Here is a 23,097-nt window from a genome sequence, read left to right as displayed (position 1 = left end):
CACTCCTTGTTGTTGGTTATCCTTTTGCTTTTTTGTCTGCGTGGTTAACGGTAGTCATACACGTGATGAACTTTGTCCACACCCTGAGCCTGACCAACCGCATGGCAACTGGCACATTGCTCTGTTCCTGTTGCTTCCGCGGCGGTATCGGCGGCGAAAACGGCGCCGTTATTGAGCATATGAGTCAGTATTGCATCACCGGCGACGTTATCCGGGTCCGCATTGGCGATGGCTGACTCAAGATGGCATGCCCCACAAGCGACCAGTGCCGGGCTGAAATACTTGTCGCTTGCGAGGGAAGGGCGGGTATTTTCCGTACTCGGAAGATTGTATTGTGACTTGGTGTGGCAAGCTTCACAGTTGTTTATCGCGCCGGGATACTCCGGATCGCCAGACCGATTTGAGCCATAGGTATGCAAGGAGTGCACATGGTATTTCAGATCCGCCGCCATACCCGGGTAGTAAGCGGAACGTTCTGAGTTGTGGCAGTTCTTACATTGTTGAAAGTCCGTTGCCGCATGGGGATGCGCGCCCAGTTTGTGAATAGTCAGTTCCTTGTGGCAGTCATTACAGCTGTCGATATCCGCCCCAACCGGAAGTCGGTGAGAGACCGCCACGCCACCGGTATCAAAAGCTCCGGAGGCGTTGTTGGCGGCGATGACAAATGGATAATTGAGCAGGTCAATACCGGTAAAGCTGTCACAGTTGGTCAGAGCTGCCGTTTTCCTGTCAGCACATAATGGCATGTCGGCCATGTTCACGGTGAGTTTGCTGGTTGCGCCAGGCAGAGCTGCCGAGTCACTGAAGTCTTTATGGCAACTGAAGCGTCCATTGCCTTCGGCGACACAACCATCACCGCTGGTTCCATCTTCCGTCATATCCAGATCGTTATTTGCTAGCACCGGACCGAGGCCATCATCCCAGTTCAAAAGCAGATTCAGGTGGCCATGTTCGTTGATAAATGGGGTGATCTCATCCAGCGTTTTGACACCGACACCATCTTTGCTGACGTGAACCAGGATTTCAAAGCTCTGATCGACAAAACGTGCTTGCTCGATATTAACCTGCAAAGAGTCTCTTGCCGCTGCCAGGTTAGCCAAGCGCATGGTATGTACAGTTCTGGCGCTGCGACTGGCATCCTGGCCAATGATAGGCTCACCATTATCGTCCCGTTCATAAGGCCGGTGACAACCAGTGCAAGTGTTTTGCGGTGAACCGTCACGAACCCATGCGGTTCCGATTTGGTTGTCATGTGCGCCGCGATCACGGAACAGGTGGCAGGTTTCACAAGCTACCTGGGTTGGGTGTTCAAACCAGTTTTTAGCGTCGGAGGCGAGCGTGACGTCATTGGTATGGCAGGTCGTGCAGTTGCGCGCGTCCTGTGGGAAAGGGTTACCTTCAACCACCAGGCCATTAATGTCCGCGACCAGCTGTTCGTTTTCATCGACGGGCTGTTTGTACGTGGTGAGGTTATTACGGTCACTGCCAAGCTTAAAGATATTCCCATGATATTGGTGGACTACAGCCGCCAAAGGACGACGGCTCGGCGCCGCTCCGGGGTTGCTGTCATTGTGGCATGAGGTACATACCGCGATATTGTTATCAATTGAGCGATAGCCCGGGCCGTGATAAAGCGGTTCTCCCATGTGGCAGGTTTCACAGGTGCCTTGTCCAATTACGTTTCTTGTTACTGCAGCGTCCGACTCTGCGTTGGGCTGCCACTCGTATACATGGGTAAATCCCAGCGCTTGATCGCCATATGCCATGACGATACGGTGCAATTTATCTTCATCCCATGCGATGTAGCCGTTGTTAGTTGTGGAATCTGCAGGGTAGGGATCGGCTACTTTCAAAATATCCGGAATAGCAAAGGTGTATCGGTAGCCGGTTTCCGTTTTGACCAAGTCGCCATCCCAGACACTTTCCATACGGGCTTTATTGTTTGGCTCGTTACTTGAGTGATGGAAGCTCTTCCAAAACGTGTTGCCATGACGCCCGTTGAATGCAAAAGCGGGGTCAGTGCCGTCTTCAGTATCGCTGCGCGCAGGCATTGCCTTAAGTACGGCAATACGAAAATCTTTTTCCTGGTCGAGGCTGTAGTCACGTCCGGCTCCGTCAACAACCGAGAAGTTCACCACTAGTTTGGTTTCGCTACCGGTTTCTGAAGGGATCAGTGATGGCGTATCAATACTGATACTAAATGCATTTATATCCGGCGGTGGGGCATTTTGATCATTTTTACTATCTGGACCACATGCAACCAGAAAGAATCCAAGGATTGTGATGAGAATTGATTTTATGTTGTTCATGTTCCCTCTCGCTTTCATCCTAAATGTACGTGGGATTGATTTTTTACTGCATCCTTGACTGAAATAAGTGACTGATAAATTGGGTTACCTTGCTCTCTGATCGCCGGTACGTTGCAAATGATTGAAGCACGGAAATACAGGCCGGCAAATCGATAACTGATAAGAGTATAGACACAATATAGTGTTTGACATTCTTCTGGTGGGGTCATCAGTTCTGATGTGAGCATCGGTTTTAACGTGGTTCGTTACTGGATAAATGGTGATGGTGTTGATGCGGTTAGAGTGGCGTAACGTACTTGCTGAAAGTTGGGTTCCAGCAGTGCTGCTAATTCAGTAAAGCGCAGTGGTTTGGATTATACTGGTTAATGGTGTGTAATCTGTGTGTTGCTATAATGTTATCGCGGCGTGATGTGAGGGAGGTGGTATATTGCCAATTTATCTGCTCTTCAGCGCAGTTTCAGGCAGGTAAGTTTACCAGCAGGATAACGTGATTGTGAACCGACCTCAGTGACATCCAGCTTTTGCATACAGATAAACACAAGGAAGCGTAACTCATGTCTGTCAACTTAAAACAATTAATCAAAGCCCTGGCGTTAACGGTGATGTATACCATTATGACTACCGCCTCTCAGGCATCAACAACTGACCTGAACCAACGTTTTGAGTGCGAAGCGTGCCACGGTGTTAATGGCGTGTCTCAAAACACCGATATTCCTTCTATTGCCGGGATCCCCGAGTTTAACCTGCTTGACCAGATGATGCGCTACAACGAAGGCAGGCCCGCCGCGACGGTCAATCATCTTTACGGGGATACTGGTAAAAGCGGGGATATGGCGACGGTAGTCAAAGCGCTGTCTGAGCAGGATATCGCAGCGCTGGCTGTTCATTATTCACAGATGGAGTTTATTCGGGCGAAACAAGCGTTTGATCCTGATCTGGCCGCGAAAGGAAAAGTGATTCATGACAAGAGCTGCGATCGCTGCCATGCGCAAGGCGGAGGCGATCCGTATGACGAAGCTTCAATTTTAGCCGGCCAGCAAAAAGGCTATCTGCTCACGACTTTGAAGCAATTTCAGCGCGGTGAACGCTCGGTGGATAAAAAAATGGATCAGGCCATTAGGAATCTGAATGACGAAGAGCTGGTAGCCTTATCCGAATATTACGCGAGCTTTCAATAAATTGAACAACCAAAACCAGGATGCCGGGTATGGGATTGTGGAGTCAACCGAAAAAGAAATGGATGCTGGGCATTCCGCTGGGGGGCGTGGTTGCATTTGTTTTAGGTGTGGTTACGCTTGGTGCTTATCACGGCGTGATGAATTACACCAATAGCAACGAGTTTTGTTATAGCTGTCACGTGGGGATGGACACGATTGTCGAGGAATATCAGCAATCGACTCATTTTAAAAATCCCCAGGGAGTGATAGCCGCGACCTGCAGCGATTGTCATGTGCCGAGGGAGTTTGTGCCGAAAATCGCGCTAAAAATAGGTGCGACAGCAGATATTTTCCATAAGCTAACCGGCCGGATCACTCTGGAAAATTTCGAGACGGAACACCGGCCTCGTCTGGCACAAAAAGTGACGCAGGAATTTATCAATGATAAGTCTAAACAGTGTCAGTACTGTCATTTGGTAGAAAGAATGGATCTGGAAAGTCAAAGTCGTACAACTGCCCGACGTCACCAGATGATGGAACAAAGAGGACAGTCGTGCATTGATTGTCATGCCGGTATTGCCCACCGATTACCAGAAGAGGCGGAGTCGCAAGATTCCGATGAATCCATTCAAGCCGAATAACCTGTTGGGTCTTTTTGTAAGCTAATATCTAGAGAAGTTTGCTGGCTTTTCTGATGATTGCTCTTGCCATGCCATTAAAGATGAAAAGGTGGGCGGGCATCATTGCATACCAATACAGCAGGCCACGAAAACCCTGTGGGTGCCACCAGGCGGTAATATCGAGCTCCCGCTCCTCACCCAGATCTTTGATGGTTATTTCCAGCCGTCCAAGCCCCGGGCCTTTCATGCCAAAAAACAGCGATAAGAAGTGGTTTTCTTCACAGCGGATGACTTTCCATGAATCAATAAAGTCACCGACTTTCAATTTCGGCCCGGGTGGTGAGCGGCGTACGGGCTTGCCGCCGCCAAAAAGCACATCCAGCCATTCACGGGTTCGCCACAGTGCGTTTGCAAAAAAATAGCCTTCCTCACGGCTGCCAACACGCTGTGCCACCTGCCACAGTCTATTGGCGGATGCATTCGTTCTAACCGAAGTGCCGGCTTGTTTGGGATAGTAGCCAAAACCGGGTTGCCAGCGATGCAGGGCTCCGGGATCAAACCCCCAGACATTGCTGCGGACAAAGGTTCCCTCGTGTGCAATCGCGCTTTTTACGGCTTGCTCATAACTGATCAGTGGTTGAGGAAAACGCATTTGAATGTCAGTGGTATCAGCAATGTAGTCATGCTCCAGGCCTGCCAGTAAGGCTCGACCGATGTTGGAGGGAACCGAGGTAACAATACCCAGCCAGAACGATGCCATTTTGGGGGTAAAAAGTGGCGTGGCGATGAGCCGGTAGGGTTTGTGCGCCAGTAGGCAGATCACCTTAAACTGGTCGCGGTAACTCAAGATGTCCGGGCCGCCGACCTCGTAGATTTGGTGTGCGGCAGGTCTGGTTTGGGCAAGTGCCAGGAGGTAGTGATTGAGGTTATCCAGCGCAATCGGGTTGGCCTTTGAATCTACCCATTTTGGGGCGATTAATATCGGGAGGTTATAGACAAAATCACGCATGATCTCAAAGGCTGCCGAGCCGGGGCCGATGATCACCCCGGCGCGAAGCTCGGTTACCGGAATACCGGCCTGGCGGATGATCTCACCGGTGGCTTTGCGCGCGGCGAGGTGCATAGAGTGGCCATTTTCCGGTTGAATGGCACTCAGGTAGATCACATGGCGCACCCGGCTTGTTTCCAACGCTGCCCGGAAATGTTCTGCCAGCTCGATTTCGTAGTCGATGAAATCATGGCCTTGTGCCATACCATGAACCAGGAAGTAGACTAAATCAAAGTTGTTGACCAAAGCTTTGGTTGCATCGGCGTCGGCTAAGTCCAGGTACTGAAGTGTCAGGTGCGGATGAGGCGCGGTGCGTGCCTGCAGATAATCAATATGCCTGGCAGCAGCGGTGACATGGAAGCCTAGTGTGAGCAATTGGGGAATCAGTTGTGAACCGACATACCCGGAAGCACCTAAAACCAGAACTTTTTTCATCCCTAATCCTCTTATTTGCTGGTGGAAAAATCACCGCCAAGTATAATAATGGAGTACTTTTCTAAATCTATCAATAAGTTGTAACCGGAGTGCGCGTGGCTTTCTTTTCTCAGGTGTTGATGTACACAGACAAAACTTTTTTACGTCGTCTTATTGCGATCGCATTACCGATTACGTTGCAAAATATTATGTTTTCCAGCCGGGGGCTGGTTGATGTTTTGATGCTGGGACAACTCGGTGAAGCCGAAATTGCTGCGGTCGGGGTGGCAGCCCGAGCGACGTTTGTGACCACGATTATGTTAGTCGGTGTGACTACCGGGGGCGCATTATTGACGGCCCAATACTGGGGAGCGGGCGATCGGGATGGTGTCAGGCAGGGTACATCATTAACCTGGCTGATCGCTATGATGGTTGCCGCACTTACGGTCGCGCTGTTTGTTGTCCTGCCAGAACAGATCATGGCGCTGACGACTGACTCCTCAGAGGTGATCAGACTAGGGGCAGAGTATCTGACGATTGTCTCTGTCAGTATGTTTGCGGTTGCTTGCGTTGCGAGTATGGCGGTTGGGTTACGCGCGATGCACCAGCCGGGGATCAGTACCTTTTTTAGCGGCATCGGTATTTTGTCTAATATATTCCTGAACTGGGTGCTGATATTTGGTCACTTCGGCCTACCGGCGATGGGGATAAAAGGTGCTGCAATTGCAACGGTGATCAGTGGCGCTATCGAAGTCGGCTGTTTGTTCAGCTACCTTTGGCTTAAAAAGCATACCATCACATTTGGAGTAGCAGATTTGTTGGCATGTCTGGTTTGGGACAAAGTGCTGCGTTTCCTCAAACTGTCGTTACCTACCACTTTCAATTTTCTGGCATGGGCCGGAGGCCTTTTTGCCTATCACGCTATTATGGGGCAGGCCGGGGTAGAAGGTTTGGCGGCGTTGTCGGTGATGACTCCGGTCGAGTCAATCGCATTAGCGATGATGATTGGGTTATCTAACGGGGCTGCGGTACTGGTTGGTAATCAACTTGGGGCGAAAAACTACGGCCCGGTTTATTACCAGGCGTGGGCGACACTGATTCTGAATGTATTGATTGCCATTGGGGTTGCTTTGACGTTGCTGGTTAGTAACCAATGGATTCTGGATTGTTTCAGCGCCCTATCCAGTGAAACACGGGCTTTGGCGGAACAATTCATGTTGATTTTAGCGCTCGGCGTGGTTTTGCGTTCGGTACCCATGATGGCAATCGTCGGGGTGTTGCGAGCCGGTGGAGATGTGAAGTTTTGCTTGTATCAGGATTTGCTCGCTCAGTGGTTGATCAGTATTCCACTCGCAGCTTTTGCAGTGATATATCTCGGCGTTGAACCCCAATGGGTTTATTTACTTTTCCTGACTGAAGAAGTTGTCAAGTGGGTGGGGTCACTAATGCGAATGAGTAGTAGAAAATGGATAAATAATTTGATCGAGACGTAGTTGTGTGGTGTGTGTTTCACAGCAGTTTGTTTTAATAGTGTGAGCCAGAATTCAAAATACTTTCTACGAACAAGAAATTAGTGTAGATTCTGATCCCAATTTTCAAACATCATTCGAGCGGCATAATCAATGTTACAACTGTCAGACCTATGTAAAGGCTATGTAGATGGGGGGGAGTTTCATCCTGTTCTACAAGGGGCAGAATTAACATTGCAGCAAGGTGAGCAACTCGCCCTTATGGGAGAGAGTGGTTCTGGTAAGAGTACCTTGCTGAACCTGATTGCCGGGCTAGATACGGTAGACTCCGGAGAAATTCGTTTTCCTAATTTTTCGATGCATGATGCACCGGAAAACCTCCGCACTTTATATCGACGCAATAACATCGGTAATATTTTTCAACAGTTCAATTTGTTACCCACACTGAATATCGCCGACAATATTCGTTTTTGCCGTCAACTGAAAGGTCTGCCAGAGGATAGGGCATTGTGGCGCCAGATCCTTTCTGCACTTGATCTGATGCCACTGCTGGGGCGCTATCCCGAAGAGGTGTCCGGTGGACAGCAGCAACGGGCAGCTATTGCTCGCGCGTTATATATGGAACCGAAAATCTTATTGGCCGATGAACCAACCGGCAGTTTGGATGAAAGAAATGCTGAAGCGGTGATGCGGTTGCTTACCTCGCTGGCTCGACAGCTAGAGTGTACTTTGCTTTTGGTAACCCATAGTGAAAAAGTTGCCGGTCACATGGAAGGTAAGATCCGTCTTCAGGGAGGGCAGTTGCATGTTATGGCCCGTAGTTAAAGCACTACTTGGTCACTATCGACGTTATCCTCTGCAAATTATCCTTGTCTGGCTTGGTTTAACACTTGGGGTCTCACTACTTGCCGGAGTAACCTCGATTAACCAGCATGCCCGGCAAAGTTATGCAACGGGCGAACAGCTGTTTTCTAACCCATTACCGTACCGAATTCGTACTAAACACTCTGCAAACAAAATTCCCCAAGGTTTCTATATTCAGTTGAGACGGGCTGGCTTTAACCAGTGTGCGCCTTTTGATGTGCTGCATTTAGACAGTAAATATGACATGAGTCTTATGCTGGTGGGCATTGATCCGGTTGCGATGCTGCCGTTGGAAGATGGCCGGACGCTGGATGATTTCCTCACCTTAAGCTTAATGAAGCCTCCTTACCCAATACTGGTAAGTCAGGATCTGGCGCAGCACCTTAGTTGGCAGGATGGCGACTTTATTGAACTCAATGACGGTAGTCAGCTTGGTCCGATCCAAGTCGATACTGAACAGTTGCTGACCGGGACCCGGCTGGTTACGGATATTTCTTTATTACGTATGCTGAAACGCAGCTCGGGTTTGTCAACCATTGCCTGTGGAGAAATGCCGGACGAGAAGCTTGAAGCCTTAAAAACGATGTTACCCAAGGGGATGTCACTGGTTCGTAGTAGCCGTGTCGAGCTGGAGTCGCTGACTAAGGCTTTCCACATGAACTTAACGGCCATGGGGATGCTGTCATTTTTGGTTGGTTTATTTATTTTTTATCAGGCGATGTCGTTGTCTTTTATCCAACGCCAGCGTTTGGTGGGAATTTTGCGCCAAACAGGTGTGAATGGTATGCAACTGGCACAGGCGCTGCTGTTAGAACTGTCGATTTTGGTTCTGGTAGCCTGGGCATGTGGTAATTTCTTCGGCTTACTGCTGGCTAATGAGCTGATCCCTGCTGTTTCGTCAAGTCTGAGCGATCTTTATGATGCTAACGTTGGATTAAGTATTGGCTGGTCGTGGCAATCAAGCCTGTACAGTTTGGCGATGGCGGCGATGGGTGCACTGATCTCCTGTTTGTGGCCGTTGATCCGCTTATTGCAGGCACAGCCTATACGGCTTTCGTCACGCTTGTCGTTGATGCGATTTGCCGGCAAAGAGTTTTCTTGGCAGGCATTTGCTGCCTGTGCTTGCTGTGTCATGGCGATTGCGGTCTATCAAGCCCCGAAAACCCAAGAGTCAGGATTTACCATCACTGCGTTGATGCTGGTTAGTGTTGCTTTATTCCTGCCTTTTTTGATGTGGCATCTGTTTCAGAAATTCTCTTTCTCGTTGCGTTGGGTTCGAGCCCGCTGGTTTTTTGCCGATGCCGCAGCAAGTATGAGCTATCGTGGTGTTGCTACTATGGCCTTTATGTTGGCGCTGGCAGCTAATATTGGCGTGGAAACCATGGTTGGTAGCTTTCGTGACACCACCGACAAATGGTTAAATCAGCGACTGGCCGCTGATATCTACATTTATCCAACCAATAACTCAGCGGCGCGAATGAGCTCCTGGCTCAAGGAGCAACCTGAAGTGGATATGGTTTGGTGGCGATGGGAAAAGGAACTATCCACCGATTTTGGCGCGCTACAGGTGGTCAGTTCCGGTGCTTCAGAGGGGGAGCTGGATGCGCTGACGGTCAAATTGGGGGTGCCCAATTACTGGTATCAGTTGCATCACACGCAAAGCCTGATGGTGAGTGAGTCGATGGCGCTCAAACTGGATATTCGTCCCGGCGATGAAATTGAATTGTCACACCCGTTAGGTGAGAAGTGGCTCGTTGTTGGGGTCTACTATGATTATGGTAATCCATACAACCAGGTTCTGTTGTCGCATAGAAACTGGCTTCACGCGTTTGCAGGCACTGGCAACGTTGGCCTTGGCGTTCTGCTGCGGGATAACGTTAACAGTGACGGGCTGAAGCATCGCATGGAAGAGTTGTTCCGTTTGCCTCAGGATCGTGTGTTTAATAACAACAACATCTACAATCAGGCAATGCGGGTGTTTGATCACACTTTTGCTATTGCAGATACGCTTGGGAACATCACCCTCATTATTGCCGTGTTTGGTTTGTTTTTTGCGACACTGGCGGGGGAACTTTCCCGGCAGCGGCACTTCTCCCTGTTGCGTTGTATGGGGGTGTCGGATAAAGAGCTGGTTATCTTAGGCGGGTTACAGTTGTTTGTGTTTGGTGCTGTTTCGGCAATCATCGCGGTTCCTCTTGGAATGGCTTTAGCCCACCTTATTATTGACGTTATCATTAAGCAGTCGTTTGGCTGGTCATTGGAGCTACAAGTTATACCCTGGAAATATGCCCAAACGATTGCCTGGGCGATGGTGGCCATCATCGCGGCCGGCGCCTTACCTGTATTACGAATGATCAAAAGTACTCCGATGAAGTCTCTCAGGGATGCGTTGTAATGGAAAACATCAAGCCTCGAAACCCCATAGCAATGGCATTATTGCTTCTGCTTGCCAGTTTTAGCTCATTGGTCTGTGCTACGAGTGTTTTTGAGCCCGTCCTGCCAAATAGGAGTGTGGTTTTGCCGCGTGATTTTGCGTTTCATCCAGAGTATCAGCATGAATGGTGGAATTACTTTGCAAGATTAAGAGATAAGAACGGTACGATATATCACGTACAGTGGCGTTATGTGAGGTTAGCTACTGATGAAAGAGAAATGCGAGGATGGCAAAGCCCTCAAGTTTACTTATCTCATGTTGTGGTCAGTAAGGGATCAAAAGTATGGCGTGAGCAGAAGGTTGCTCGGGGCGGGATTGGTCAGGCAGGTCTGGTGAGCAAACCTTTTCGCTTATGGATAGATAACTGGAGTTGGCGATCTCTTGGAGCAATGCCTTTTCCGGGAAGTATTGATATTGCTACCGATAGTTTCGGTGTTGAACTTGATACCGTTACCAGTGGCCCGTTGGTTCTGAATGGAAAACGTGGTTACCAGGTGAAGCACACCTTGCAGTCTGTTGCTTCATATAGCTTCAGTGCTCCTTTTCTTAAGGTAAATGGCAGACTTATCCTTGATGGCAAAGAAATCCCGGTTGTAGGTAGCGCGTGGACGCAAAAAGAGTGGGGCAGTGGCTTGTTCGGTGATGAACAACAGGGCTTGGATTGGTTCGTGTTTAATCTGGATGATGGCCGCGCACTTACTGTCAGCCGCTATCGTTATCTGGGGCAGCTGCCATCTGTTTTCGGTACGCTCTCCACACGTTCCGGAAAAACGATCAATCTTACTGATAAGCAGTTGTCCCTTATCGCGCTTGATAGCACCAGCTTGCCAAACGGGCGAAGACTGCCATTGAAGTGGAAGATCAATATTCCAGAGTACAATATTAGCCTGACGACCAGAGTCAGGAATCAAAATATGTGGTTACCTTTCCTGGTGCCACTTTGGGAAGGCCCGGCTCTCGCTTCTGGTTCTCATGAAGCTTGGGGGTTTATGCAGCTTAACGGCTATTGAGAGTGAAAAAAGCCACCGGACAGGTGGTTTTTTTGTGGCTGCTATCCTGGCTTGTGGGCATAGTCGTCTTTACCAGCGAGTGCAAATGATATGCTAAGTTTATAGCGTGACTAAGATATCACGTGAGGTAATCAATACCTGCAAGCTATGATTAATTTGAATCAATGTGTTGGTAAATACGATGTTCTGTATCTAAATGTTCGGAAATTACGATGTTTAAGCTCTGAACAAGCGATTATTCCCATAAAATCATTAGTTATACACTTCAGGCATTCTTTGTTAATCGTTTATCAAGACAATAAATATAAGGACAAAACCATGAACGATGTCATTCGTGACTTTTTTAAGATGGAATCGGCAGGTGGTATCTTACTTGTGATTGCAGCTGCTATCGCTATGATGATCGCAAACTCTCCGCTGGGTGACACTTATCAGGCTTTCTTGCATAGTTATGTATTTGGTATGTCAGTCTCACATTGGATCAATGACGGACTGATGGCGGTATTTTTCTTGCTCATTGGCCTGGAAGTCAAACGTGAGTTACTGGAAGGGGCGCTGAAGTCAAAAGAAACTGCTATTTTCCCGGCCATTGCGGCAGTAGGCGGTATGCTAGCCCCGGCTCTGATTTATGTGGCGTTCAATGCGGGCGATGCTGAAGCGATTTCAGGCTGGGCGATCCCGGCGGCTACCGACATAGCCTTTGCGCTGGGTATCATGGCCCTGCTCGGTAAACGCGTGCCTGTCAGCCTTAAAGTTTTCTTGCTTGCTCTGGCAATCATCGATGACCTTGGTGTGGTGGTGATTATTGCCTTGTTCTACAGCGGTGATCTTTCAACAATGGCATTGACGATCGGCTTTATTATGACGGCGGTGCTGTTTATCTTAAACGCGAAACAGGTGACCAAGATCAGTGTGTATATGGTCGTAGGTTTGATCCTTTGGATAGCGGTACTGAAATCGGGTGTTCATGCTACCTTGGCTGGGGTTGTAATTGGTTTTGCCATTCCGCTTAAAGGGAAGACCAGCGAAGATTCTCCGTTAAAGCATATGGAGCATGCACTGCACCCGTACGTTGCCTTTGGTATTTTGCCGCTGTTTGCTTTCGCGAATGCAGGTATCTCGTTGCAAGGTGTCTCATTGTCAGGCCTGACATCAATGCTACCGCTGGGAATTGCACTGGGCCTGCTTATTGGTAAACCACTGGGAATTTTCAGCTTTAGCTGGGCAGCAGTAAAGTTAGGTATTGCTAAGTTGCCTGAAGGCGTAGGCTTCCGTCATATCTTTGCGGTCTCAGTGTTGTGTGGTATCGGTTTTACCATGTCGATCTTCATTTCGTCGCTGGCGTTCGGTAATGTCAGTCCGGAGTTCGATACCTATGCACGCCTGGGGATCCTGATGGGCTCGACCTCTGCAGCATTAATTGGTTACTTCTTACTGCATTTATCCTTGCCAAAGCAAGCTAAGCAAGAAGTGCTAACCTGATAAAAAAACCTCCTTTATTGGAGGTTTTTTATGCCCGGTAAACTTGGGACGCCGCTGGCCTTTAGGTGGCTCTTTTACATTTTCAGACGAAAGAAAGCTCAGACGAAAAAAAGCCCAGACGAAAAAAGTGTCTGGGCAGATACAAACATAGGAGTTAATAAGAAAAAGCAGCAACGTAACAAAAAGATAGAAGCAAGTTTGACGGCCAGAAAAGCTTTCAATGCTCTCATCGTTACATCTATTCAGACCGGTCCATTGCACAACAGTTCCATTTTTTTGTTAACTTTTTCAGCATAAAAATATTCTCTTTAGAACTTAGTGGGTTAGACGAGAATATTTCTATCTGGTCAGACCAATGCTGGAAAGTGTGATGTTAATCGTTTGTTAATTGCGTTGAGAGGGGGTATATTTCAAACAGTTGTTTAATACGAGTGATTGAAATGGCCCCGAGAAGTACAACAAAAGAAAAAATACTCGATGTCGCGGAAGGATTATTTGCCGAGCATGGCTTCAATGATACCTCGCTCAGGACGATTACTGGTAAGGCAAACGTCAATCTTGCCTCAGTGAACTATCATTTCGGTGACAAAAAGAGTTTGGTCAGAGCCGTCTTGGATCGTTACCTTGAAGCTCTTATGCCACGTATTAATACCTCACTTATTGAACTGAACACGCGCGATGACTATTCAATGGACGATGTGTTTGAGTCACTCCGTTTGCCACTGCGTAACCTGAATGAAGTGCGACCTAACGGTACGGCATTGTTCATGTTATTGATTGGTCGTGGTTACACTGATGTGCAAGGGCATTTGCGCTGGTTTATTACAACCCGTTATAAAGATGTGCTGGATCTCTTTATCCATTCAATACTTAAAGCAAACCCAAAGTTAACCGAAGAGACCCTGTTTTGGCGGCTACACTTTACGCTGGGTACCTGTGTATTCACCATGGCTTCCAGTCGGGCATTGAGTGAAATTGCCGAAAGTAAGTTTGGTCATGAAACCGAAGTGAAATCTGTTGTGGATTTATTGATTCCCTACCTGTCAGCAGGGATGTCTGCTGAGCAATATAACTTGTAATCGAATAATAAGCATAAGCCGTAAGTGGTAATAGTGAACAAAAGGATCTGAACTATGAGCTCTCTAAGAAGAAAATGGATAAGCGACCCTGCTTTCAAAATGTTTAAAAAAGTATTGCCCCCTTTGTCGAGTACGGAAAAAGAGGCTATGGAAGCGGGTAGCGTTTGGTGGGATGCTGAGTTGTTTTCAGGTAAGCCCGATTTCCAGACTCTTCATCAATATCCCAAACCCGTGCTGACTGTGGAAGAACAGGCGTTTATGGACAATGAGCTTGAAACCCTGCTGCAAATGCTGGATGACCAGAAAATCGTTAAAGATGATCGTGACTTACCTGACGAGGTTTGGGACTACCTGCGCACCGAGCGTTTCTTCTCGCTGATTATTTCCAAGCAGTATGGTGGCCGAGAGTTTTCCGCGCTGGCCAATTCAACAATTGTATCCCGTATTGCCACCCGTAGTATCAGCGCGGCGGTGTCGGTCATGGTTCCGAATTCGCTCGGGCCGGGAGAGCTGCTGTCTCACTACGGAACCCAAGAGCAGAAAGACTACTGGTTGCCACGCTTGGCTGAGGGTACGGATATTCCTTGTTTTGCGCTGACCGGGCCTGAGGCAGGCTCCGATGCCGGTGGCATCCCCGACCATGGTGTGGTTTGTTATGGCATGCACCAAGGAAAAGATGTACTGGGTGTGCGCCTGAGCTGGAACAAACGCTACATAACGCTGGCACCGGTAGCCACGGTATTGGGGCTGGCATTTAAGCTGAGCGACCCGGACGGCCTGTTAGGTGATAAACCCGATGTCGGTATTACCTGTGCGTTGATCCCGACCGACCATGAAGGCGTGGAAATTGGCGAACGTCATGATCCTCTGGGTTCGGCTTTCATGAATGGTCCGACTCGTGGTGAAAATGTGTTTATCCCGATGGACTGGCTGATTGGCGGATCAGACTATGCCGGTAAAGGCTGGCGCATGCTGGTCGAGTGTCTGTCGGCGGGGCGTGGTATCTCCCTTCCTGCGCTGGGTACGGCGATTGGTCACCTGACCACACGGACCACAGGGGCTTATGCATATGTACGCAAGCAGTTTGGTATGTCAATTGGTAAGTTCGAAGGTGTGGCTGAAGCGATGGGGCGTATTGGCGGCTTAACCTACTTGCTGGAAGCGACGCGTACCTTAACGACGACTTCGTTGGATATGAAAGAGAAACCCGGCATTGTGACTGCTATCGCTAAGTATCATATGACAGAAATGGCACGGACTATCCTGAATGATTCAATGGATATTCATGCTGGTCGGGCGATTCAGGATGGGCCAATGAACTATCTGGCAAAACACTATTTGGGTGTTCCGGTCGCTATTACCGTGGAAGGGGCCAATATTCTGACTCGTAACCTGATGATTTTTGGCCAGGGTGCGACCCGATGTCACCCTTACGTTTTGCAAGAGATGGAAGCCGCGGCGAATCCTGATGAAAAACAGGGAGCGAAGGAATTTGATCAACTGCTGTTTAAGCACATTAAGCACGCTACCGGTAACACATTCGGCGCGCTGGGTGCTGCATTAACGGGATCGCGTTTTGTTAAAGCGCAAATGAGCGGACCGACACAGAAATACTATAAAGACATGACCCGACTGAGCCGTGCCCTGGCGGTAAGTGCCGATGTTGCGATGCTGACGTTAGGTGGTGATCTCAAGCGAAAAGAAATGATTTCTGCCCGGTTAGGTGATGGCCTCAGTTACCTGTACATGGCTTCTGCGGCACTGAAAAAATATGAAGATGAGGGGCGCCAGCAAGAAGACCTTAATTTTGTCCACTACGCGGTGCAACACTGCCTTTATCATGCCGCGAAATCCTTGCAAGAGGCCTATAGTAACTTCCCGGTTAAGTATGTGGGTGGCCTGTTGAAAACAATTGTCTTCCCGTTGGGTAATCATTTTAAACAACCGAGTGATGAGTTATCAGTCAGCTTGGCAGAAGCCATGATGACACCGGGGGCACAACGTAACCGCCTGACCAACCTCTGCTATATCGGTAAGGGTGAAGATGACAGCGTTGGTCTGATGGAAAGTGCATTCTTGGCCATGTATGAAATCAAACCGCTGGAACGTAAGTTGTTTAAGGCAGCGAAGGACGGCAAAGTGGCACGCAAAGGCTTGCTTCATGACCGTTTGCAGCAAGCGTTTGAAGCGGGAGTGCTGACCGAAAATGAAATAGATAAAATTATGGCGGCAGATAAATTACGCTATAAAGCCATTCAGGTCGATCATTTCAGTCATGACTTCACTGAAGTGCGGACGAATGCTTCGACAACACCACATCTTAATTCAGCAGCATAAATGAGCCTGCTAAACGCGGTATAAGCACCTCTCGGGAGGTGCTTTTTGTTTATCTGGGCAAAAAATGGTTGATGAGTCATCCAACCACTTGCATTTTAGCAGCATTTTTTCAGAAATTAGATGCGAAGTTAGAGCGAAACTTTTATCCTAGCAAGGTTTTTTAAAGGAAGTTGAATATGATCATCAAACCTAGAATTCGTGGATTTATCTGTACCACAACGCACCCGGTGGGTTGTGAAGCTAACGTAAAAGAACAAATTGCTTACACTAAAGCGCAAGGCCCAATTGCAAACGCACCTAAGCGTGTGCTTGTTGTGGGTGCTTCAAGTGGCTACGGTCTATCTTCTCGTATCGCTGCGGCATTTGGTGGCGGTGCATCAACTATCGGTGTGTTTTTCGAAAAAGAAGGCACAGAGAAGAAACCTGGCACAGCAGGTTTTTATAACGCAGCGGCTTTTGAAAAGTTAGCGCGTGAAGAAGGCCTGTACGCAAAAAGCCTGAATGGCGATGCTTTTTCAAATGAAGCCAAGCAGAAAACAATCGAGCTGATCAAACAAGATCTTGGTCAGGTTGATATGGTGGTTTACTCACTGGCATCACCGGTACGTAAAATGCCTGAGACTGGCGAGTTGGTTCGTTCTGCGCTTAAACCAATTGGTGAGACTTACACATCAACAGCGGTTGATACCAACAAAGATGTGATCATCGAAGCAAGCGTAGAGCCAGCAACAGAAGAAGAGATCAAAGACACCGTAACCGTAATGGGCGGTGAAGACTGGGAACTTTGGATCAATGCTCTTTCTGAAGCCGGTGTTCTGGCAGAAGGCTGTAAGACGGTAGCCTACAGCTACATCGGTACAGAGCTGACATGGCCAATCTACTGGGATGGCGCTCTGGGTAAAGCGAAAATGGACCTGGACCGTGCAGCAACCGCTCTTAATGACAAGCTTTCAGCAACAGGCGGCAGCGCAAACGTTGCAGTACTTAAGTCTGTAGTAACTCAAGCTTCTTCAGCCATTCCGGTCATGCCACTGTACATTGCTATGGTGTTCAAGAAGATGCGTGAAGAAGGCGTACACGAAGGTTGTATGGAACAGATCTTCCGTATGTTCAGCCAACGTCTGTACAAAGCCGATGGCAGCGCACCTGAAGTGGATGAGAAGAACCGTCTACGTTTAGATGACTGGGAACTGCGTGACGATATCCAGCAACACTGCCGTGATTTGTGGCCGCAAATCACCACTGAAAACCTTAAAGAGCTGACTGATTACGTTGAGTACAAAGAAGAGTTCTTGAAACTATTCGGCTTTGGTGTTGACGGTGTGGATTACGAAGCAGACGTTAGCCCTGCAGTAGAAACAGATTTTATCGCAATCTAATCGGTTTCTAACTTCATTAAAAAGGCGCTCAATGAGCGCCTTTTTTGTGCCTGCTCCCTAAATGGGATTTATAAGCATTAGTTTGCTGTAATACGACTAGCTAAGGATGATAAGAATCGTACCTGCTAGTGTCATTAAGATATTGGCAATCGCATAAGTGCCAGCATAGCCCAGTGCCGGGATAGTCGATTTTGCGTATTCGTTCACCACATCCATTGCCGGTGCACAGGTGCGAGCGCCGATGATCGCACCAAACAGCAGTGCGCGGTTCATTTTCAGCACATAAGCGCCGACCAGGTATGCGGCCGCGACAGGCAGGACACTGACGATAAAGGCCAGGCCAATCACCTGTGGTCCGATTTGGGTGAGGTGTTCGAACATCTTACCCCCTGCACTTAAGCCGATCCCAACCATAAAGAACATCAACCCCAGGTCTTTTACCATGTTCAACGCACCTTGCGGAACGTAACCAAAGGTGGGGTGGTTGGCTCGCAAGAAACCAAGCGTGATCCCGGAGAGTAACAAGCCGACCGCATTCCCGAGGCTAAAAGAGACCTGGCCAAAAGTCATGGTGATCAAACCGAACATAATACCAAGGATAAAGAAGCTGCAAAATGCGAGTAAGTCAGCCATTTGGCTGTGGATAGAGATAAAGCCAATTTTTTCCGCCAAGCCATGCACGCGGCTCTTTTCTCCACTGACCTGCAATACATCACCTTTGGCTAGCACGATGTCCAGATCCATGGGCATTTCAATTTGCGCTCGCACCACGCGGTTGAGGAAACAGCCAAACTCTGACAGGTTGAGATCCGATAAGCGTTTGCCTGCGATCGCGTCGCTTTTGACAACGATCTCCTCTTCTGTGATGCGCAGATCTAGCAGGTTACGGTCGAAGACCTCTTTACCGTTGCGAAAACTAGGATCCAGTCGGGCATGGCTGTCAGGGAAACCCACCAAGGCTATTTCATCACCTTCCTGCAGGATTGCATCACCGTCAGGGTGGGCCAAAATGCCATTGCGCCGGATCCGTTCTATGTAGCAACCTGTTTGGCGGTATATGCCCAGCTCCCGCAGGTTTTTGCCATCGCCCCAGTTCACCAGTTCTGGCCCGACACGATAAGCACGGATGATTGGCAGATAGACTTTGCGCTGGCTGGAGCTACCGAGGCCACGCTCTTGGACGATTTGCTGAGCGGAGTCGGACAGGTTCTGTTTTTGCAGCTTAGGCATCAGCTTGGCAAACATGATCATACTGATCAAACCCACCAAATAGGCCATGGCGTAACCAACCGAAAGGTTTTCCAGCACCAGTGAAAAGTCCATGTTTCTTGGAATGGTCGCTAAGCCGGAGTTAATTGCATCTTGTGCACCCACCAGGACGGGGGTGGCGGTCAGTGCCCCGGCCATCATCCCGGCTGACAAGCCAAAATTGAGACCAAAATACTGACTGCTGAAATAGGTCACACTGACTGCAGTTACCAGGACCACCATACTCAACACAAAATAGTGCTTACCGTCGCGGAAGAAAATGCCAAAGAAGTTTGGCCCTGCCTCTATACCAACGCAGTAAATAAACAGCATAAAGCCGATGGTGAGCGCTTCAGCATTAAATGAAAAACCTAAGTGGCCCATGATTAGCGACATAATCAATACGCCAATCGAGTTGCCGAGTTGCAGGTTACCAAAACGAATTTTGCCAATGGTTAGGCCAAGGGCTAATACGACGAAGATAAGTAAAATGGGATTTTGTTCGAGAAGTTGTACGACGTCTATGTTCACGATGTGGCTCGGTAAAGTAAGTGCCAAAGATAAAGAAGGTTGAGTGATGGATTGTAACCAAATATAGCCAAAAGATAAGTGAAATTTTTTGGTTTTTACGATTAGTTGAGGTATGGATAACTAATCTGGTGACAAGAAAAAAGCCGCAGATGCGGCTTTTAAAAAATTACTTGAGCTTACTCGTCGAACAGGCCCAGGTGCTCTTTTGCATACGCTTCAAAATCGTCGCAGCCGCCAATGTGCTCTTGGTCGATAAAAATTTGCGGTACGGTTTCTACCGGCTTGCCAACGGTCTTTTCTAGATCAGCTTTTGAGATGCCTTCTGCGTGAATGTCTACATAACGGTAGTTGAAGTCGTCGCGTTTCGCTTTCAGTGTTTCAGCGTGTTCTTTTGCGCGAACACAGTAAGGGCATGCCGGGCGGCCAAAGATAACTACGAACATATTCTTTATTCTCCTAAATCTATAATTTTCAAGCGTTACATAAAGCCTAAGGCTTGTTTGCTCTGTTATTGGCATCATCATGCCTCATCCAACCTAGGAAATAAAGTAGCAATTACCTCATGATCCAATAGGTAAAACCTATTGAGTGAATCTTAAACTAAGCATTTAAAACCACCAGTGTGAAGTGACGCATAAAAGCTTGCTAAAATTAGGGTTATTAGTGGTTAAGTGGAACGGGTCAACTTTTTTTCATTCAAGACATAGCAAGCTATAAGCAGTTACTTTGGGGGAGGGTGAGTATGTTTCAGTTTATGACTGCAACGCGGATTATATTCGGTGAGGGGGCGCTTCGGTCCTCGTTGTCGGTGATTAACCAATATGGTTACAGTGTTTTGCTGGTGACCGGACAGGATATACAAAGAGCGGCACCTATTATTAACTATTTGAAGGCGCAGAATATGCGCTATCAGCATGTTTCGATCAGTGGCGAACCTTATATCACCATGGTTGAAGAAACCGCTATCATTGGACGAAAATTCCAGCCCGATATGGTCATTGCTATTGGCGGCGGCAGTGTGATTGATATGGGTAAAGCACTGGCGGCCATCATACCCAATCAGGGTAACGTTTATGACTATGTCGAGGTAGTCGGGCGTAACGTGCCGCTTAAAACCAAACCGATCCATTTTATCGCCATTCCTACGACGGCCAGTACCGGCTCTGAGGTGACGCGTAATGCGGTGCTGAAATCGGGTCAGGATCAGGTCAAAGTCAGCTTGCGTAGTCCTGATATGCTTGCGGACGTTGCGATTGTCGATCCGACCCTGACTTATGGTATGGATCAATACACCTCCGGAAGGGGGGCGATGGATGCCTTTACCCATCTCATGGAAGCATATGTGTGTGGTGATCCTAATCCACTGACGGATATGGTATGCGAAGAAGGGTTACGCCGGCTCAGCGCTTCTGTTATTGCTGGTTGTAAGCAGGATAACCATAAAGCTCGTGTAGACTTGTCATTTGCAGCGTTGCTCGGCGGAATGGCTATCACCAATGCAAAGCTGGGTGCTGCGCATGGTCTGGCTTCAGCATTAGGCGGGAAACTTGAAGCTCCCCACAGCGTAATAACAGCGCGGTTGGCTCCGCATGTGATGCAAGAAAATATTAACGCCGCTAAACGCGCCGGCCGTAACGATGTATTAAGTCGTTATAGAAAGCTGGCGCAGTTGGTGACGGGCCGCACTAATGCCAATGAGCAAGATGGTGTGCTTTGGGTCAAAATGACCCTGGACAAGTTGGAGCTGCCGCAACTCGGTAAGTTTGGGGTATGCAGGACACCATTTGAAAAAGTGGCCGATGATGCGTTGAAATCAGTAGCAATTAAAGGCAACCCACTGCCTTTGACTCAAGAACGGCTGATTCATATTTTGCGGCAAGTCTGTGACTGCAGCGGAGAATGTGTAGGTGAAGTGCAAACCCACCAAAGCTCTGTCGAGGTCGTTAACCAACAAGAAAATTTAAGCAAGGCGTAGGTAGAATCAGTATAAGAAAGGGGGGAAGGAGCTGACGTGTGTCGAACCTCTTTCTTGAGCGGTGGGTGTGATGCATTGCACCGCTCATTGAATGGTAAAACACCGAAAGATGGGCTTGTGGAATTAGCCGATCTCCCCTCACATCATCTCTACCCACGGAATTTCAATAGCGCTAGCAGCGTTGGGAAGAGAGGTTGCAGGAGCATAATTACAAGCTCGGTCTTCAGCTACGATGATTGCAACCATCTCTTTGAATCACACACTTAAGGTGTTGCTCCTGGTCCCGCTTTTCATCACCAGGCTGTTTTTGGTCAGTGACTCATTGCTGGGCACAGTTATTCAGCCAGAAAAACCGAGTCACTTCGCTTAACTAGTACATCAGATTAGCTCCGTATTGCTCCTTTCAAATCGGAAGGCGAGATAGGTATTTTGGCCACAGATACTTCTGGTTGCTATGCCAATGATGCAGCAAGACAAACAAGCTTTTGAGTTCTTGCAGGCTCATTGAGATTAGTTTGTCCAAGTTGCTTTTGAACCCAAAGTGTTAGTTCTGAGTGTTTCGCCTTAATAATTTGGGTTGGTAGTTCAATGATCTGATTGCAAAGCCATGTCAGAGCCTAAAAAAATCCCCAAACCTTTTGGTTCGGGGATTTATGTATAAGAGACACGCTACTGCTCAGTTATTATCGCAGTGATTATCAGTATTGACTCAGCTTGTCATAACGGCTGTCTTTCAATGCGTCTTTAACACGGCGTAAGTTTTCGCGAAAACCACTACCACGACGTAGGGTAAAGCCCGTCGCGAGTACGTCAATTACCGTCATTTGCACGACCCGGCTGGCCATCGGCATATAGACGTCTGTATCTTCAGGCACATCCAACGTAATCGCCAGCGAACTGGCTTTTTCGAGTGGTGAATCTTTGGCAGTGATGGCAATGACCGTTGCTCCATTCTCTCGTGCCAGGTTGGCAATCTCTACCTGACTTTTGGTGCGTCCGGTGTGAGAGATCAGAACAATGACATCGTTATCGCTACAATTAATACAGCTCATGCGTTGCATGACGATATCTTCAAAACAAGTAATAGGGATATTGAAACGAATAAACTTGTTTTGTGCATCACGCGCGACGGCAGAAGATGCACCCAGACCAAAGAACGAAATACGTTTTGCCTGAGTTAACAGGTCAACTGCTCGGTTCACCTGCATTGGATCTAAGCTGTTTTTAGCCACATCCAAACATGCCATAGTAGATTCAAAAATCTTATGCGTGTAGGCATCTGGTCCGTCATCTTCCTCAACATTACGGTTTACATACGGTGTTCCGTTAGCGAGGCTCTGTGCTAAATGTAGTTTAAAGTCTGGAAAACCTTTGGTGTCCAGACGACGGCAAAAGCGGTTTACTGTGGGCTCACTGACATCCGCCATTTTGGCCAATGTGGCAATACTTGAGTGAATCGCAGTCTGTGGTGACGCCATAATTACTTCTGCAACTTTGCGTTCAGACTTACTGAAATTCTCAAGGTTTTTCTGAATTTTTTCTAATGTATTCATAGTGTTCACGAGGGCATAGAGAACATCTCGCTGGTTTTGTTAACAGAGGGAAACGGATAGGTTTCCTGGTTTCTTGGGGACGTCAACGAAAACGACCAGCGCCATAAAAACAGTATAAACCCGATCGACAATCTGGCTGAAACAAATACGAGCAATATTTCGTGAGAATTTGACAAGCCTCAAACAAA

17 protein-coding genes and 1 pseudogene are annotated in these 23,097 nt (G+C 48.2%); 12 read left to right on the top strand and 6 right to left on the bottom strand.

Annotation, left to right across the window (positions count from 1 at the left end; genetic code table 11):
• Positions 1–44: 44 nt before the first annotated feature.
• On the bottom strand, positions 45–2,309 hold the full coding sequence (locus tag P2G85_RS01580; protein ID WP_275862346.1) for an OmcA/MtrC family decaheme c-type cytochrome: 2,265 nt from the start codon (positions 2,307–2,309) through the stop codon (positions 45–47).
• A gap of 554 nt (positions 2,310–2,863) precedes the next feature.
• Between P2G85_RS01580 and P2G85_RS01575 the strand changes: the two genes are divergently transcribed.
• Together P2G85_RS01575 and P2G85_RS01570 are read left to right on the top strand one after the other, a co-directional pair.
• Positions 2,864–3,487 carry a cytochrome c-553 gene (locus P2G85_RS01575; protein ID WP_275862345.1) on the top strand — a complete coding sequence of 208 codons (624 nt, stop codon included), beginning with the start codon at positions 2,864–2,866 and terminating at the stop codon, positions 3,485–3,487.
• Positions 3,488–3,516: 29 nt separating this feature from the next.
• Positions 3,517–4,107 carry a NapC/NirT family cytochrome c gene (locus P2G85_RS01570; RefSeq protein WP_275862344.1) on the top strand — a complete coding sequence of 197 codons (591 nt, stop codon included), beginning with the start codon at positions 3,517–3,519 and terminating at the stop codon, positions 4,105–4,107.
• A 28-nt stretch (positions 4,108–4,135) separates the two neighbouring features.
• On the opposite strand, the gene P2G85_RS01565 is transcribed toward P2G85_RS01570, so the two are convergent.
• Positions 4,136–5,569, bottom strand: coding sequence for a DUF2867 domain-containing protein (locus P2G85_RS01565; RefSeq protein WP_275862343.1), 1,434 nt, complete (start codon positions 5,567–5,569; stop codon positions 4,136–4,138).
• Between the two features lie 95 nt (positions 5,570–5,664).
• Here P2G85_RS01565 and P2G85_RS01560 point away from each other — a divergent pair, with 95 nt between their 5' ends.
• The 9 genes from P2G85_RS01560 to fabV all read left to right on the top strand — a co-directional run bounded on the left by P2G85_RS01560 (position 5,665) and on the right by fabV (position 17,602).
• Positions 5,665–7,041: an MATE family efflux transporter gene (locus tag P2G85_RS01560; RefSeq protein ID WP_275862342.1), complete on the top strand. Its 1,377-nt coding sequence runs from the start codon at positions 5,665–5,667 to the stop codon at positions 7,039–7,041.
• Between the two features lie 129 nt (positions 7,042–7,170).
• A complete protein-coding gene (locus P2G85_RS01555) occupies positions 7,171–7,842 on the top strand; it encodes an ABC transporter ATP-binding protein (protein ID WP_275862341.1) in 672 nt (223 codons plus the stop codon).
• Entirely contained in the window at positions 7,823–10,276 is a 2,454-nt protein-coding gene (locus P2G85_RS01550; RefSeq protein ID WP_275862340.1) for an ABC transporter permease, read from the top strand. Before P2G85_RS01555 ends, P2G85_RS01550 begins: the two co-directional genes overlap by 20 nt.
• Positions 10,277–10,308: 32 nt before the next feature.
• Positions 10,309–11,325, top strand: a complete 1,017-nt coding sequence (locus P2G85_RS01545; protein WP_275862495.1) for a lipocalin-like domain-containing protein — start codon at positions 10,309–10,311, stop codon at positions 11,323–11,325.
• Between the two features lie 318 nt (positions 11,326–11,643).
• Entirely contained in the window at positions 11,644–12,807 is a 1,164-nt protein-coding gene (gene nhaA / locus P2G85_RS01540; protein ID WP_275862339.1) for a Na+/H+ antiporter NhaA, read from the top strand.
• 30 nt (positions 12,808–12,837) lie between these two features.
• A complete protein-coding gene (locus P2G85_RS01535) occupies positions 12,838–13,104 on the top strand; it encodes a hypothetical protein (protein WP_275862338.1) in 267 nt (88 codons plus the stop codon).
• A gap of 143 nt (positions 13,105–13,247) precedes the next feature.
• Positions 13,248–13,886, top strand: coding sequence for a TetR/AcrR family transcriptional regulator (locus tag P2G85_RS01530; protein ID WP_275862337.1), 639 nt, complete (start codon positions 13,248–13,250; stop codon positions 13,884–13,886).
• A gap of 54 nt (positions 13,887–13,940) precedes the next feature.
• Positions 13,941–16,223: an acyl-CoA dehydrogenase gene (locus tag P2G85_RS01525; protein WP_275862336.1), complete on the top strand. Its 2,283-nt coding sequence runs from the start codon at positions 13,941–13,943 to the stop codon at positions 16,221–16,223.
• Between the two features lie 176 nt (positions 16,224–16,399).
• Positions 16,400–17,602, top strand: a complete 1,203-nt coding sequence (gene fabV / locus P2G85_RS01520; protein ID WP_275862335.1) for an enoyl-ACP reductase FabV — start codon at positions 16,400–16,402, stop codon at positions 17,600–17,602.
• Between the two features lie 96 nt (positions 17,603–17,698).
• On the opposite strand, the gene P2G85_RS01515 is transcribed toward fabV, so the two are convergent.
• Positions 17,699–19,381 (bottom strand): aspartate:alanine antiporter, encoded by a 1,683-nt coding sequence (locus P2G85_RS01515; protein WP_275862334.1) that lies wholly within the window; start codon positions 19,379–19,381, stop codon positions 17,699–17,701.
• A gap of 176 nt (positions 19,382–19,557) precedes the next feature.
• Positions 19,558–19,824, bottom strand: coding sequence for a GrxA family glutaredoxin (locus P2G85_RS01510; RefSeq protein ID WP_128810701.1), 267 nt, complete (start codon positions 19,822–19,824; stop codon positions 19,558–19,560).
• Between the two features lie 299 nt (positions 19,825–20,123).
• Between P2G85_RS01510 and P2G85_RS01505 the strand changes: the two genes are divergently transcribed.
• Positions 20,124–21,356, top strand: a complete 1,233-nt coding sequence (locus tag P2G85_RS01505) for an iron-containing alcohol dehydrogenase (protein ID WP_275862333.1) — start codon at positions 20,124–20,126, stop codon at positions 21,354–21,356.
• A gap of 389 nt (positions 21,357–21,745) precedes the next feature.
• Here the strand turns inward: P2G85_RS01505 and P2G85_RS01500 are convergent.
• A pseudogene (locus P2G85_RS01500) lies at positions 21,746–21,928 on the bottom strand (transposase DNA-binding-containing protein); the annotation flags it as partial.
• Between the two features lie 126 nt (positions 21,929–22,054).
• Positions 22,055–22,909 carry a MurR/RpiR family transcriptional regulator gene (locus P2G85_RS01495; RefSeq protein WP_275862332.1) on the bottom strand — a complete coding sequence of 285 codons (855 nt, stop codon included), beginning with the start codon at positions 22,907–22,909 and terminating at the stop codon, positions 22,055–22,057.
• Positions 22,910–23,097: the final 188 nt, after the last annotated feature.

Source organism: Vibrio sp. CAU 1672 (assembly GCF_029223195.1).
In the GTDB taxonomy this organism is placed as follows: domain Bacteria; phylum Pseudomonadota; class Gammaproteobacteria; order Enterobacterales; family Vibrionaceae; genus Vibrio.
The sequence above is the reverse complement of the archived record's forward strand: the minus strand, read 5'-3'. Positions and strand labels throughout refer to the sequence as shown.